At 45.0% G+C, this 14,908-nt stretch carries 11 protein-coding genes; 4 read left to right on the top strand and 7 right to left on the bottom strand.

The annotated features are described in order from the left end of the window. Positions 1-100: 100 nt before the first annotated feature. From FY534_RS03580 to FY534_RS03570, 3 genes are all read left to right on the top strand, one after another. Positions 101-1,621: a spore germination protein gene (locus FY534_RS03580; RefSeq protein ID WP_072874774.1), complete on the top strand. Its 1,521-nt coding sequence runs from the start codon at positions 101-103 to the stop codon at positions 1,619-1,621. A gap of 179 nt (positions 1,622-1,800) precedes the next feature. Further along, positions 1,801-2,661 carry a pyrroline-5-carboxylate reductase dimerization domain-containing protein gene (locus FY534_RS03575; protein WP_072874773.1) on the top strand — a complete coding sequence of 287 codons (861 nt, stop codon included), beginning with the start codon at positions 1,801-1,803 and terminating at the stop codon, positions 2,659-2,661. Positions 2,662-2,820: 159 nt separating this feature from the next. Beyond that, positions 2,821-4,356, top strand: coding sequence for an ATP-binding protein (locus FY534_RS03570; protein WP_083574312.1), 1,536 nt, complete (start codon positions 2,821-2,823; stop codon positions 4,354-4,356). Positions 4,357-4,514: 158 nt separating this feature from the next. On the opposite strand, the gene pepF is transcribed toward FY534_RS03570, so the two are convergent. Then, positions 4,515-6,380, bottom strand: a complete 1,866-nt coding sequence (gene pepF, locus FY534_RS03565) for an oligoendopeptidase F (RefSeq protein ID WP_072874772.1) — start codon at positions 6,378-6,380, stop codon at positions 4,515-4,517. Positions 6,381-6,393: 13 nt separating this feature from the next. After that, positions 6,394-8,136, bottom strand: coding sequence for a thymidine phosphorylase (locus tag FY534_RS03560; RefSeq protein WP_072874771.1), 1,743 nt, complete (start codon positions 8,134-8,136; stop codon positions 6,394-6,396). 196 nt (positions 8,137-8,332) lie between these two features. Here FY534_RS03560 and FY534_RS03555 point away from each other — a divergent pair, with 196 nt between their 5' ends. Further along, the gene (locus FY534_RS03555) at positions 8,333-9,679 is read left to right on the top strand and encodes a lipopolysaccharide biosynthesis protein (protein WP_203115246.1); all 1,347 of its coding nucleotides are present in this window, start codon (positions 8,333-8,335) and stop codon (positions 9,677-9,679) included. A 3-nt stretch (positions 9,680-9,682) separates the two neighbouring features. On the opposite strand, the gene FY534_RS03550 is transcribed toward FY534_RS03555, so the two are convergent. From FY534_RS03550 to lysA, 5 genes are all read right to left on the bottom strand, one after another. Beyond that, positions 9,683-10,492 (bottom strand): class II aldolase/adducin family protein, encoded by an 810-nt coding sequence (locus tag FY534_RS03550; protein WP_072874769.1) that lies wholly within the window; start codon positions 10,490-10,492, stop codon positions 9,683-9,685. Between the two features lie 130 nt (positions 10,493-10,622). Further along, a complete protein-coding gene (locus FY534_RS03545) occupies positions 10,623-10,901 on the bottom strand; it encodes a hypothetical protein (RefSeq protein ID WP_072874768.1) in 279 nt (92 codons plus the stop codon). A 22-nt stretch (positions 10,902-10,923) separates the two neighbouring features. Next, on the bottom strand, positions 10,924-12,450 hold the full coding sequence (locus FY534_RS03540; RefSeq protein ID WP_203115245.1) for a FumA C-terminus/TtdB family hydratase beta subunit: 1,527 nt from the start codon (positions 12,448-12,450) through the stop codon (positions 10,924-10,926). Between the two features lie 65 nt (positions 12,451-12,515). Further along, a complete protein-coding gene (locus FY534_RS03535) occupies positions 12,516-13,445 on the bottom strand; it encodes a DMT family transporter (protein ID WP_203115244.1) in 930 nt (309 codons plus the stop codon). Between the two features lie 95 nt (positions 13,446-13,540). Continuing rightward, on the bottom strand, positions 13,541-14,866 hold the full coding sequence (gene lysA / locus FY534_RS03530) for a diaminopimelate decarboxylase (RefSeq protein WP_203115243.1): 1,326 nt from the start codon (positions 14,864-14,866) through the stop codon (positions 13,541-13,543). Between the last annotated feature and the right edge of the window lie 42 nt (positions 14,867-14,908).

The following is a 14,908-nucleotide window of genomic DNA, read 5'->3' as shown; positions in this document are numbered from 1 at the left end:
ACGTCAAGCAACGGAAAAATTCGCGAAATCGTCATGAATACGCTTTCTTTATTAAGAAAAAGCTAAACGGTATATGGAAACAAGGAGGCTGCTCTCATTTATGACAACCACCATTCATCCCCCTAAAATAAGCAGCCGTTTGAACGAAAACGTTGACTATCTGAACGAGCTGTTGGGAATTGGTCAAGGTCCAGGACATAGTTGGGATATTATGGCTAAACCGTTTGGGTATGGGAATTTACAGATGATGTCGTATGTCCTCAACGGATATTTTCTCACTATGAATATGGTATTGATTTTGCAGGAACTAGAGAAACACGTGCTGATGTTTCAGAATGAACACCCTGAGCAAATCCACAATATAGAGGAACTGTGCCACTATCTTAACAAGCATGTTGGTTTTGTGCAGGTACAGATGGTGGATAAAATGCAAGATGCGGTGCGCTTTATTCTTTCTGGTCCTCTGGTGACATTTATTGAAGGCTATCATCAAGCTCTTCTGATTGACACTCGTATTTATCCCATGCGCAGTATTACTGAATCAGAAGTAGAGCGTGTTATTCGTGGCCCTCGAGACGCGTTTGTGGAAACAATGCTGGAGAATACTGCACTGATTCGCCGTCGCCTGCGGGAACCTTCCTTGCGAACGGAGTTGATGCAAATTGGCACTCGCTCCAAAACTGACGTCACACTCATGTATTTAGCGGATATATCCAACCCCCAAATGGTCGATCTCGTTCGTCAGCGGTTGCAAAGCATTCAGTCAGAAACCATTACCATGGCTGAACAAGCTGTGACTGATATGATTATCGACACCAAATGGAATCCTTATCCGAGCGTTCGCTATACAGAGCGCCCTGACGTTGCGGCAACAGCTCTGGTTGAAGGTCATGTGGTGATTATTGTAGATACTAGTCCTGAGGTCATTATTGCACCCATCACCTTCTGGCAATTGGTGCAAAATCCAGAAGAATACCATAGTTATCCAGTTGTTGGAACTTATTTGCGATGGCTGTCCATCATTTCTGTTTTGGTCAGCATCATGCTGCCAGGTCTTTTTCTCTGGGTGAATTACGCGCCTCGACACGTGCCGCATATCTTTCATTTTTTTATTGCAGACAACAACTTGCCGCTTCCCCTCTGGATGCAGTTGATTCTTGCTGAAGTAGCGCTTGATGTTTTGCGTTTGGCTGTTATGAATGCCCCTACTCAAATCAGTAGTATGGTATCAATTATTGCGGCCCTCGTTTTTGGATCTCTAGCGGCTAAAATCCAAATGCTTCATCCGGAAGTACTCGTTTATATGTCCATTGTCCTCATATGCCAATTTGCCATCTCTTCTTACGAGTTGGCCACAGCCAATCAAATGTCGCGCTACTGGATTCTTGCCTGTACACAAATCGGGCACCTGTTTAACGCTTCTGGAATTGGATTTGCTGTAAGTTGTGTTGCCCTGCTCATTTTTCTCGCCACGCGCAAATCGTTTGGCATTCCCTATTTCTGGCCTGTTATTCCCTGGCGTTGGCGAGGCGGTTTAACAGAAATCCTTTTTCGCAGACCTACTTCACGCATTCAAGGTCGTCCACATATTTTAAAAAGCAAATTGCCTCCCAATGAATAAAAAATAGGATCAACGTAAGGGTACTCCCGCCAAACAGGCAACAGCAGGAGTACCCGCTTCTTCTTTTTTTGAACGTGGGCAAGCGGACAAATCCCTATGAATAGATATACATAACAGAAACAAAATGCCCCGTCACACTTTACAAGAAGCTGCCATTGGACGAGGGAGGTGGATGTTAGATGGGAATTGGTGTCATTGGTTGCGGAAATATGGGAAGCATGCTTGCCAAAGCTTTCTCCCAAACCGTTGAGAAACAAGTTTGGGTATATAATCGCACACCTGCCAAGGCAGTCGAATTAAGCAGGCAATATCCGCATATTACTGCTGAACTCGACTTGTCAAACTGGATCCAAAACTGTGAAGTTGTATTACTTTGCGTGGGAAAAAAAGATTTGCCCCATTTGCTGGCCCAAGTAGCCCCCATGCTTCAAGAGCATCAACTCTTAGGAACGACATGCACAGCTTTCTCTTTAGCCGAACTCGGTAAACACTGCAAAGCAACACCTTTTCTCTGTGTCCCCAGTCTGACACAGCATGTGAACAAAGGTTCCATATTACTATCTGTTCCGCCCAGTCATACTTCGTCGGTTACTCAACTACAAACGCTTTTTGCTGCTATTGCCAAACCGATTTTCATTCAAGAGTCGCAAATTCGAATTTTCTCTGATTTAACTTCTTGTGGCCCTGCATTTTTTGCAGAAATTCTGCTTACATGGTCAAAAGCAGCAGCTAATACACGACGCATCACAGAGAATGAAGCCAGAGAAGCTTTGCTGGCTACGGTAGAAGGAACATTAGAACTTTTACATTCGGGAATGACCATGGAGGAGATTCAATCTTCCATCACCGTACCGGGAGGTGTCACTTCCCGAGGATTAGATGTACTTCACGAACCTTTGCTCCAAGTTTTTCGAAGGCTTCACGAAGCAACCCAAGCTTATGCCAAACAAAACAACAAACCATATCAGAACTGTGGTTGCGAACCTCCAGATGATCCGCAACTAGCTTGTCAAAAAGTATGGCCGCACGCAAAAATTTAAACGTGCGGCTTTTCCGACACATAAAGAACAACTCGAATCTTGATAACCTTTGTCGAATCAGGGGAAATCATAAAATTGACTCTTGCTACCTGATATAACCTCGCAGATAATAAAAAAGGAGAGATATTCCAAATTGTAAGAACTGAAGGTGGCTAAACCTTGAAAGAATTACTTACTTTTGAAAATATCAACGAGATCATACATAATGAAAAATGTGCTTCCTTTTTTCCACTTTCAGACGAATTTTTCCCGCAAAAAACACAGCGACAGACTGACCCAACCAATCCAGCCATTCAAAACTGGTTAGAAAATAAGCTCAAAAACGCCTTTCATGATTTCCTCAAGCATCTTCCGGAACTAGATTGGCCAACCGATCTTGTCATCTGTCTAATTTCCGATACAGGTAAAATGATTCACATACATGGTGAGACGAAATATCAATGGTTGCTGTGGAAAGAAGGCATCCACCCAGGAGAAAAAATTCCTGTCTGCACGCTCGAAGATATGTCCAGAAGAGATAACGGAATACGACATTCACCTTTTTCAAAATGGACAGGTCAGATATGTATACGCAAATTGTCTGTCGGAGAAAGTCGATCCTTGCGAATTGGCTACCTTGCCTGTCTAAAAGCTGACAACTCTAGAGAAGAATCCTTGGGTTGGCAAGCTGACTTTTTAGTCGCAGGTATACAAACTGCTTATGAATCGCGTTGGCAAGAAATGCAATCTTTGTCCTGGCTGCCATTGTTTTTCTCGCAATACAATATACACGCACTTTTGCACAGCGAAGACAACGACTTAATTTACGAGTATCACCCTAGCGCTATTCTTCCTGAAATCCGCGCACAAATGAAAAAATTTGCTCTAACGTGGAACAAGGAAACGAAGTGGAGTTGCTCAGGCAGCCATTTTCGCGTCCATCAATGGGTTTGGACTTCTCTGGACTCCGCTTCCACCCTTCGATTGACACTTTTTATGGACAATCAAGAAGAAGTCAAAATGCACCAAAAACTTGAGGAACTAGAGAAGCTTTCAACACTTTCCTCATTGGCAGCAGGGATTGCTCATGAGATACGCAATCCCCTCACAACCGCACGCGGTTTCTTGCAACTGTTTATGCAGCGTACCGGCTCGCCGCAAGATCAACATTTTTTACAAATCACCATTAAGGAACTCGACAGAGTCCAACTTCTACTGAAAGATTTTATGTGTCTTACCAAACCACAGGACTCCCATTTCACGATGGAAAATATCAACGATATTGTTCAATCGGTAAAAGAATTTTTAAAACCAGAAGCAACTTTAAAAAATATTGATTTAACGGAAGAATTGCCAGAAACACCTGTTTATACACTGGCTGATAACTGTCAATTAAAACAAGTTTTAATTAACCTTGTCCAAAACGCAGTTCAAGCTTGTAAATCAGGTGGTAAAGTAACCATTGCGGTCGAAGAGTATCCTAACCATGTAGAAATTAGAGTAAGGGACAACGGCTGTGGTATTGCCGATGTAAGCAAACTTTGTCAAGCTTTTTATACCACCAAAAAAACGGGAACAGGATTAGGACTCTTGGTAAGTCGCAGAATGATAGAAGCCCATCACGGATGTATTCGATTTCATTCCAAACCCAACGAAGGTACTACGGTCATTGTCCAATTACCGTTGCCTCATAGCGTCTCTGCACTGAAAGGTTAATCATCGTCCAAGAGGAAAAATCAAATACATACGATGATGTAGACAAACCAGACAGCCAAACCTTTGGAAGTAAAGCTGTCTAGCTATCTTAATCTGCAGTAGCGCAAAGACCTGCCAATGGGCAGGCCTATGCGCACTTTCATCAAGCACATGAACTCTTATAAGGCAACATTTAGAGTGGAAGCCAACTCGTCAACCAGAGTGTCGAACCGTTGTAAAGCCTTTTTAACAGGTTCCGGTGAAAGCATATCTACGCCCGCCTTCTGCAACAGAGCAATCGGTTCATCCGAACCTCCACTCTTAAGAAATTGCAAATAGCGCTCTACTGCTGGTTCCTTCTCTTTGAGAATCTGTTCAGACAAATCGAGTGCTGCAGATAAACCTGTGGCGTACTTGTACACGTAGAAAGCATTGTAGAAATGGGGAATTCTGGCCCATTCCATAGCTATCTGATCATCCACATGACAAACGGTTCCAAAATATAATTCAATCAATTTTTTATAGGTCTGCTTTAACCACTCTGCTGTTAAAGCCCCACCCTCTTCGACATGAGCATGAGCCAACATTTCAAACTCAGCAAACAATGTTTGTCGAACTAGCGTAGTGCGGATGGTTTCCAAGTGATGATTGATTAAAGCTGCTCGTTGCAAGTTGTCGCTTGTCTTCTTCAACAGATGGTGAAATAGAAGAGATTCATTGCAGGTTGAAGCCACTTCTGCAACAAAAATGGTGTAATGCGCGTAAACATGTGGTTGATTTTGATAGGAGAAATACGTATGCATAGCATGGCCTAGCTCATGAGCCAGTGTAAACATTCCATGTCGATTCTCGGTGTGATTGAGCAAGATATAGGGATGTGCCGGATAGGCACCTGTTGAATAGGCTCCGCTTCGTTTACCACGATTTTCGTAAACGTCTACCCAACCATCTTCAAATATACCCTTGCGAGCTACTGCAACATATTCTTCACCAAGTGGCTGCAAGGATTCTAAGACGGTTTCGACTGCCTCTTCATACGAAATCTTCGACTCCACATCCGCTACAAGCGGTGTATAGAGATCGTACATATGAAGTTTATCGAGCGAAAGGACTGATTGACGCAAGCGCAGATACTTGGACAAAGTAGGAATGGAAGCATGAACCGCCTCAATCAGACGGTCATACACGGCAACAGGCACATTATCGGGAAATAGTGCCGCTTCGCGAGCGGATGGATAATGCCTTACTTTGGCGTAGAAAACGTCTTTTTTAACGCTGGCTTGATAGGTTGCTGCAAGCGTATTCTGATATTTTTCATACGCAGTATATACCGACTCAAAAGCTTGACGACGCACTTCGCGGCTACTGCTTTCCAATAATGTCAAATATCGCCCGTGCGTCACCTGCAATATTCTTCCTGATTCGTCCTGAATCGGATCGAACGTCAAATCTGCATTGTTAAACATCGAAAAAATGTTACGTGGCGATCCGGCCATTTCTTCAGTGTAAGCCAGCAACAACTCTTCATTGGCAGGCAGTACATGTGGCTTTTGTCGGGTAATTTGTTCGATGGCAAAACGATACATCTGTAAAACAGGTTCTTCCGTATAAAAACGTTCAAGAACATCAGCAGGTATAGCAAGCAATTCTGGGACAAGAAAAGCCGATATACTTTGAACTTGCACAATAAGAGAAAGCGCCTGCTCGGAAAGCGCTTGATAAACGCTGTTGCGGCTGTCTTCATCGGCGCGCATATGCGCATACGCATAAAGGCGACTCGCCTTCTGTTCGATTTGATCAGACAATTGCAAGGCGCAAAGCAAATCGGCAGCTGAATGACCTAACTTACCAGCGTATGCTGACAATTTTGGAAGTTCCGCTTGCAGTCTTGCCGCATCCTGTTGCCAAAGTTCATCTGTCTCATATAAATCTTCCAGTTTCCACTTATAGCGGCTGTCTATTTCTGCCCTTTCTGGCAAAGCTCTAGTCTCATCACCAGTGTTTTCATCGTTTGCAGTAAAATGTGCATCCCGAGAGATAAGCATGAATTTTTCTCCTTTAACAATCTCTCGAATGAGAGCGTAATTGTGAAGAACCAAAAGATCCTGGTAACAATTCGCCTACGCTGGTCTGAACTCTTTTTCCTTGTAAATTGCTCAAATAAACAGGTGTATCTGGAGAGCAGAACTCCACCATAACTTGACGGCAAGCTCCACAAGGAGCAATCGCTTCTTCGGTATCTCCTGCCACAGCTATAGCTACAATCCTATCGTGCTCGACTCCAATTTCGGAAACAAAACGAAAAATAGCGCTGCGCTCTGCGCAATTGGTCAATCCATAGGAAGCATTTTCGACATTGCAGCCGCTGATTATTCGCCCACTGGCAAGCCTCAGGGCCGCACCCACTGGAAACCGCGAATAAGGGACGTACGCTTGCTTCATGGCTTGTTGAGCAGTTGCTAAAAGCTGCGTATCCACATCTTCCACCTCTGCCACAACTCGCCCAATCACAATCGAAGGTGGGATTTTGGAGGTGTGATTTCCCCACTCAAAGAGATGCAAGACATCGTTCTGCACAGCCAACGCTTCCTGCTCAGAACGAGCATGAATTTCCACGAGCGGTTGATCAGCTTGAAGTTCTGCACCAACTTTGTGTAAAAATACCAGACCCGTACGTACATCAATTTTATCCGTTTTGGTAGCTCTTCCAGCACCAAGACGCATCGCGATTTCGCCAGCAGCCAATGCGTGAATTTTCTCGATTGTTCCTGATTGCGGAGCATGAACTGTAAGCACAAACGGAGCCCTCGGCAATATCTTTTCTGGTTCGATCACGACATCGCCAATGCCTCCCTGTGCGTCAATCCACTGACGCATCTTCTCTAAAGCCTGACCATTCTCAATGGCTTCCTTCATTTTATGCCGCGCCTCACTCGGACTTTTCGTCAACCCTGCCAGTAACATCATCTCAATTCCAAGTGCATAACAAAGTTCTGTAAAATCGTCCGGCCCGCAACCTCTTAAAGTGTCTATCGCTTCTTTGACTTCAAGTGCATTGCCAACTGCATAGCCAAGAGGTTCATCCATACGGGATAAAAGGGCTACTACTTTTTTTCCTGACTGCGTCCCTATTTGCACCATCTGACGAGCCAACACCTGTGCATCCGCCTCATTCTGCATAAAAGCGCCCTCGCCTACTTTGACATCAAGGACAATCCCGTCTGCTCCACTCGCTAATTTTTTGCTCATGATGGAAGACGCAATCAGCGGCAAACTGGCAACCGTACCGGTTACATCACGCAAAGCATAGAGCATTTTATCAGCCGGTGCTAGATTACCACTTTGACCAGCTAGAGCAATGCCTATAGCCTCTACCTGCTGTACAAATTCCGCTTGGTTCAACTCTGTACGAAATCCCGGAATCGACTCCAGCTTGTCAATCGTCCCCCCCGTATGGCCCAGTCCGCGTCCTGACATTTTGGCAATCGGTACACCCATGGCAGCAAGCCAAGGCATGAGTGCAATAGATGTTTTATCGCCCACTCCACCCGTACTATGCTTATCCACAAGAAAACCCAGATTTTTGGGATACGTGAGTCGATCTCCAGAGTCAGCCATAGCCAATGTCAAAGAGGTGATTTCTTGTTCATCCATTCCCTGAAAAACAATGGCCATAAGCAGGGCACTCATTTGATAATCTGGAATATCACCTGCTACATACCCTCGAATCAATTGAGTAATTTCCTCTCCAGACAAATGTCCCCCGCGCCGTTTTCGCTCAATCCACTCCACTACTCGCATACATGCCCTCCTGCCCTGTCTTTTCCAAACTGACCAAGAATGGCGCTCTTCAAGCAGATTATCACATTTTCAAGAATTTCCGCGAATTCGACACACAATCCTGGGCCATAGCTGTGTTACACTGTAGGCCAGATTGAACGTATGCAAAAATCTGTCGATGCCGTCTAGGGGCAAAGACTGATGGAGTGACCCTTTCTTGAACAATCGTAAAGCCACATTTTTTTCTTTTATTTACCGAGGTCTATCATCTGCAATCAGTTTTCTGACCATTATTGCCACAGGTCGATTTCTCGGGGTAGCCGATAGGGGTCAGCTCCAATTCAGCCAGGTGTTGCTCAATGGCAGCCAGAACTTTCTTGGCGGTTACACCAATTGGTATGGCTATGCTCTGCCAAAACGCGGAGAAGACACGGAAAACATTATTCAGACCGGGAATTTGATCTTGTGCGTGGCATCCATTTTCATTTGGATTGTTTTAACGCCTCTCACATGGTGGCTGGTAACCCACCATATATTGCTCGAAGCCTGGGGCTGGATGGTCATTTGTATGCCACTCGCCTTTCTTTTCAACTACGCAACGCGAATTCTCAATGCTCTGCACGATATTACTTGGTTGAATCGCTCCAACCTAGCCCAACCGCTTGTGTTCTTACTCGTCTATCTTGTCTTGCTGGCCATACATCCAGAACGCGAAGCCGATCGATTATTTTACAGCTACTGTATTTGGAGTGCCTCTTGGGTCTTTGCAGTGATACTGTCTTTAACAGCCGCATATCATCGTGTCGCGCAAAGAGTCGGAAGTTGGAAAAAAGCGCTCGGCATAGGATTTTCAAAAGTTGAATGGCGAGGAACTGTATCATACGGGTCGTGGTCTTCAATTTCCAATATAGTGCATTATTTCAACTATCGAGTCGATTATTTTTACGTGCTGAGTACACTCGGAAAAACCATTTTTTCTATTTATGGTACGGCAGTAGGTGCTGCCGAAGTGCTGAATACACTCTCACAATCCATCGTTTCCGTCGTCTTTGCAAGAATGACCGGCGCAGCTCATGATGATGCCATCTCAGTGACAACCAAAGCTTCACGGCAAAGTCTGATTACTTCAACCGGTTTTGCATTTATCATTGCATTAGCTTTTCCTTTTCTCTTTATGCTGCTTGGCCATCATGGTGCATACTTAAAAGCCATCCTGCCCTTCTGGATTCTTTTGCCTGGACTCATTTTTAAAGCGGCAAGCAATATTTTATTGCAATATGCTACCAATTCGCTCGGCCAGCCCAAAACAGCAATTTGGATGAACGGTTTAGCTGTTATCATCAATCTGGCTTGTTGCGTTCCACTCGTACACTTTTTTGGCATGGTTGGCGCAGCACTAGCCTCTACCTGTGCCTACTTTTTTGGTTTTGTGGCTTATTGCTTTTGGTTTGCGCGCGTCACGGGAACATCGCAACGCGCGCTTTGGCAACTGCGAAAAGAAGATTTTATTCCCTATTGGGAAATAATTTTACTAGCGAAAAAGAAATTTGCTCGATCCGCTTGATCACTACTCCAGCAAATCAGGCTGCTCACGCACAATCCGCGCATAAAGCGGTTGAAAGGAGAACCAGCCAGCGAGTGCCGAACCTACTTGCTGGCTCGTTTTCCGAGCATACTCTGGTTCAATTTGCGTAGGCTTTCCTACCGCCTCAGCGAGCAACTGCGCCTGGCAGGAACGTTCCATGGTAATAAACCACCATGCTGCCTCATCCACAGAGCCACCAACGGTAAGCAATCCATGATTGCGCAGGATGGCTGCTTTTTTCTTACCAAGAGCCTGACCAATTCTCCGCCCTTCTTCCACATCATAAACAACACCCGTATAGTCGTCGAATAGAACGTGATCGTCATAAAAAGCACAAGCGTCTTGCGTAATGGGGTCCAGTAGACGACCGAGTGAAGACCAAGTTTTGCCGTAGATAGAATGCGCGTGAGCGGCTGCAACTACATCAGGACGAGCTTGATGAACTTGCGAATGGATGGCAAAGGCAGCAGCGTTAACGGGCCGATTGCCTTCTAACACTTTCCCATCATGACCGACTAAAATCAGATCTGAAACTCGAATTTGTCCAAAATGCATGCCAAACGGATTGACCCAAAAGCAATCTGTATGTTCTGGATCGCGTACAGTAATATGTCCTGCTACACCTTCGTCAAAACCAAATCGAGAAAATAGACGAAATGCCGCAGCTAATCGCTGTTTACGATAGAGACGCTCTTCCTCAAGGGTTTCAAACCGTGGTGGTGCATATTGGCTGACATCCACCTTGTTGTCACCTAGAGCTGCTCGAGAGAATAATTTTTCCTCTGTACTCATTCTCGATTTCCCCTTTCTTCTCCATGCTTGGAACTTGTCTACAAAACTCCTCACCAGCTCAATGTATGCGATTTCACACAGTGTATGAAAAAAGCGGGATTCATTTTTGAACGATCCCGCTTGATTCATCTCAAACTTCTTCTTCTGTTTGTATTTTTTTTCGACTGGAGGGCACACTTCGAGCCCAAGCCACGCCAAACCAAATCCAAACAATTAATGTGACACAAGTCCAAAGATTGATAAGAAATTCAAATGTACTTGGACTGCTTAAATAGAACACGGGAAAAATATAATGATTCATCTGCCCCGCATCCCACTGATATTTTTCAAAGTACAGATAAAAACTGTAAAGAAAACAAAATCCTGCAAACGTCGCCGCTACACGAGCATGTCGACTCATTAAACTCATCTGCCTTTCCTGCTGACTTCACTTACGCAAAGACAGGATCTTTTAAATCCTCCAATTTTAATAAGGAGGCTTCATCCACATCTTTGTGTAATGAATTGCCGTGCGCATCCATAGTCACTATGGCTGGAAATCCTTTCACTTCCAGATGCCACATCGCTTCTGGAACGCCAAATTCATCAAGAAAGTCCACACCGTTTACTTTGTTCACGCATCGAGCGTAAAATTGGGCCGCACCGCCTATTGCGTTTAAGTAAACAGCCCCCGATTTCTGCAAACCAGCCAACGTTTTAGCACCCATGCCACCTTTACCAATCACAGCACGCAAACCAAATTTTTCAATAATATCTGCTTGGTAAGGTTCTTCACGAGAGGATGTTGTGGGACCAGCAGCAGTCACATGCCATTCTCCCGCATCGTCCTTCATCATAACTGGACCACAGTGATAAATTATACCGCCTTGCAAGGATACTGGTGAATCATGCTTCATCAAATATTTGTGCAGTTCGTCTCGTCCTGTATGAATTTCTCCTTCAATCAGCACAACATCTCCCACTTTTAAAGAACGGATTTGTTCTTCAGAAATGGGCGCTTTTAAGACGATGGCCTGATCGGTGGAAAATCCGCCTGTTGGGCGCTCCATTTTTTCTTCCTTGTCTCGATAAAGCCAAGAACGTATCTCACCGCTTGTGGCGTCAAGGACAACACCCAGGCGGCGAAAGGCCCAGCAGTTATAAGCCACGGAAACATAGAAAGAAGCTGGAATACGATTCATGACACCAATTTTACAGCCAAGCAACGTCACTTTACCGCCAAATCCCATAGTGCCAATTTCCAGGTGATTCGCGTTATCCATAATGTATTGTTCCAATTCGGCAAGGGTGGGATTCGGATTGACATCATCCAGCGGCCTGAATAACTGCTCCTTAGCCAACTCATACCCTGTTGTCCGATCTCCACCAATCCCTACGCCAATAAAACCAGCGCTGCACCCTTGTCCTTGCGCCTGATAGACAGCGTGCAAAATACATTTACGGATGCCTTCCAAATCTCTACCTGCTCGTCCGAGACCTGGCAATTCCACCGGAAGTGCGTATTGAATGTTTTTATTTTCACAGCCACCGCCTTTTAAAATCAGGCGGACTTCCACTTCATCGCGCTCCCACTGGTGATAGTGGATGACCGGAGTACCAGCGCCAAGGTTGTTACCGGAGTTTTTTCCTGTTAACGGATCGACCGAATTAGGACGTAATTTGCCAAGTTTTGTTGCTTCTTCGACAGCCGCCCGAATATCTTCAGTCATACGTAACTGATTAAAACCAACAGGACAATGAACAATAAAAGTAGGCATACCAGTATCCTGACAGATAGGTTGTACGTCTTCTTCCGCAGATACAATATTGTCTACAATCGTGTCGATCGCAATACTTGCTCGAGTTCCAATTTCTTCCTGAAGCTGTGCTTTTTTTATTGCCCGTCGTACATCGGGAGGTAAATTGGTGGACGTTTGGGTAATTAATTCGAGCAGACTTTCCTGCATTTGGGTACTCATGCTTTGTCGCCTCTCTTTATTGGTATCCTTCCTGCGGATAAAATTCCAACTCCTATTATATCACTTCACATCGCTTGCGCTTTGTTCACGACCGCTTTTTCCATTTTCTTACTTCTGAGTTCAGAATAGCGCATCAGAGCTGTGCCCCCAAGAATTAACACAGCAGAAAAAACGAGACCTATAACGGGTTGCAGCCCAAACCACAGCCATTGTAGCAAAGCTCCAAATACCGCTTGCGGATAAAACGTGATGGCTGCCGCTATTCCACCAGGAACTCTGCGCAAACCAAAACCGTAAAGAGCATAAGCTGTCATGGAAACTATCAACACGATATATCCGAGTTCCCACCAGCCAGTAAAGCCCAAATGAACAAGCGTATACCAATAGAACTGAAGCGGATGGAAAAATGGCAGTATCACGCAAAGAAAAGCAGCGCCAAGAACGGTAGTTCCCACAAGAACGTCAAACAGGTTCGCTTTAACAAAAAGCGGCTTAGAAAGAACGGTATAAATAGAAAACGCCAGCATAGCCAATACAACTTCGATAATGCCGATGGTAGATAATCCACCTTGCCATTCGTTGATCACAAGAAGCAATACACCGCCAAAACTGACGACCATACCCACATAGCCCATCCAGCCAATGCGTTCGGCAAACATCCACCTAGCTAACAGAGCGGCCACAAGTGGGGCAGCGTTGACAAACAACAAAGATGCAACAGGTGAAATATGGCGCAGCGAAGCATAGTAAAAAAGCGGATATAAGACGGAAGAGGATATGGCAGCGCCTAGCAGTAACAGCTTGTCTTTGACTGACCATTGCCAAACTGCAGCCAGTTTAGGCCACCAAGGCAAATACAGAAGGGCACTGAATACAAACCTATAAAGTGTCAAAGCGTCAGGCGATATTTCAGCCTCAACAGCTTTGCCAACTACAGCGTGACTCCCCCACATCATGGCAACCATCAGTAACGCCAAAAGCGGCCAGACGCGCATTCGATTCACTCCTCAAGAATAAAAATGCGCGCCTGCTTAGCGCGCATGCAACCCAAGGGTATTATCTCTTTTTTCTCTAACACCAGCAAGCAACTTTATAGTGAAACATCATTGCGTATTAAATCTTCCCATGTTTCCCGTCTAGCAACCAGACGCGCTTGGCCCTCACGAACAAACACCACAGCTGGTTTGGGCAGTCGATTATAGTGACTTGCCATGCTGTAATTGTAGGCGCCTGTAGCAAATATTGCGATTAAATCACCAGGTTCTGGATTCGGCAATGGTACATCCCAGGCAATCATATCGCCGCTTTCACAACATTTTCCGGCAATTGACCAAAGCGTATCAGCCGCTTCGCTTGCCCGATTGGCCAACATAGCTTCATATTTAGCTCCATAGAGAGCTAGGCGCGGATTATCGGTCATGCCACCGTCAATCGCTACATAATTGCGTACTCCTTCCACTTGCTTTCTCCAGCCAGCCCGATAGAGCGTCGTTCCTGCATTACCTACTATGCTTCTGCCTGGTTCCAGTTCCAATGCAGGAAATGGTATGTCAAACTGAGTAAAGATACGTTTGATGGCCTCAGCTAAGCCTAATATCATCTTCTCCAGTGGCTGGGGAGTATCTTCACTCGTGTAACGAATTCCCAATCCACCGCCCATATTCACTACCTGGAGTGAATGGCCAAGCAGTAACCCTTCCTTATATAACTCTGCCATACGTTCCACAGCATCATGAAAACCGCTAGCATCAAAAATTTGTGAACCGATATGGGCATGTAACCCTGTCACACGAATCCCCGGTAAAGTTGCAGCTAATCGCAAAGCTTCAATCGCTTGACCACTTTGCCAGTCAAAACCAAATTTGCTGTCCTGCTGGCCGGTGGATATATATTCATGCGTATGCGCTTCAACTCCCGGTGCAATCCTCAATTGAATATCCACTTGACCATTTGCTTCTTCTGCTAAACGCGAAAGAGCCAATAATTCATCTTTATTATCAACAATAATAAGCCCCACTTCTTGTTTGAGCGCCAAACGCAATTCATCCAATGACTTATTGTTCCCATGAAAATGCAAATAGCTTGCTGGTACTCCAGCAGCCAAGGCAGTCATCATTTCGCCAGCGGAGACCACATCAATAAAGCAACCTTCTGAATAAGCCACATGACACATAGCTTTACTGCAAAAAGCCTTACTCGCATACGTCAGACGATAGTTCAATTCTGTTTTTTTCAGAGCGTCCAGATAACGGCGAATGTTTGTCCTGATTTGTGTTTCGTCATAAACAATTAAAGGCGTCCCATAAGTATTTGCTAATTCAACTGCATCACATTGCCCAATCCAAAGATGGCCATTATCTCCAACCCATTGACCCTCACGCAATCGTTCATCCAATAACAAGGCATTGTCTGACATCTCATCACCCGTTTGTATAAATATGTGCTTTATTGAAAGTTT

Origin of the sequence: Alicyclobacillus sp. TC (assembly GCF_016804365.1) — a bacterium.
Lineage (GTDB): Bacteria > Bacillota > Bacilli > Alicyclobacillales > Alicyclobacillaceae > Alicyclobacillus_I > Alicyclobacillus_I tolerans.
Note: the sequence above shows the minus strand (reverse complement) of the source record. Positions and strands in the feature narration are given on the sequence as shown.

Bases quoted from the DNA above. Each gene is read 5' to 3' on its own strand.
- FY534_RS03580 (WP_072874774.1), top strand. From the start codon at position 101: ATGACAACCACCATTCATCCCCCTAAAATAAGCAGCCGTTTGAACGAA.
- FY534_RS03575 (WP_072874773.1), top strand. From the start codon at position 1,801: ATGGGAATTGGTGTCATTGGTTGCGGAAATATGGGAAGCATGCTTGCC.
- pepF (WP_072874772.1), bottom strand. From the start codon at position 6,380: ATGCTTATCTCTCGGGATGCACATTTTACTGCAAACGATGAAAACACT.
- FY534_RS03560 (WP_072874771.1), bottom strand. From the start codon at position 8,136: ATGCGAGTAGTGGAGTGGATTGAGCGAAAACGGCGCGGGGGACATTTG.
- FY534_RS03550 (WP_072874769.1), bottom strand. From the start codon at position 10,492: ATGAGTACAGAGGAAAAATTATTCTCTCGAGCAGCTCTAGGTGACAAC.
- FY534_RS03545 (WP_072874768.1), bottom strand. From the start codon at position 10,901: ATGAGTTTAATGAGTCGACATGCTCGTGTAGCGGCGACGTTTGCAGGA.
- FY534_RS03540 (WP_203115245.1), bottom strand. From the start codon at position 12,450: ATGAGTACCCAAATGCAGGAAAGTCTGCTCGAATTAATTACCCAAACG.
- FY534_RS03535 (WP_203115244.1), bottom strand. From the start codon at position 13,445: ATGCGCGTCTGGCCGCTTTTGGCGTTACTGATGGTTGCCATGATGTGG.
- lysA (WP_203115243.1), bottom strand. From the start codon at position 14,866: ATGTCAGACAATGCCTTGTTATTGGATGAACGATTGCGTGAGGGTCAA.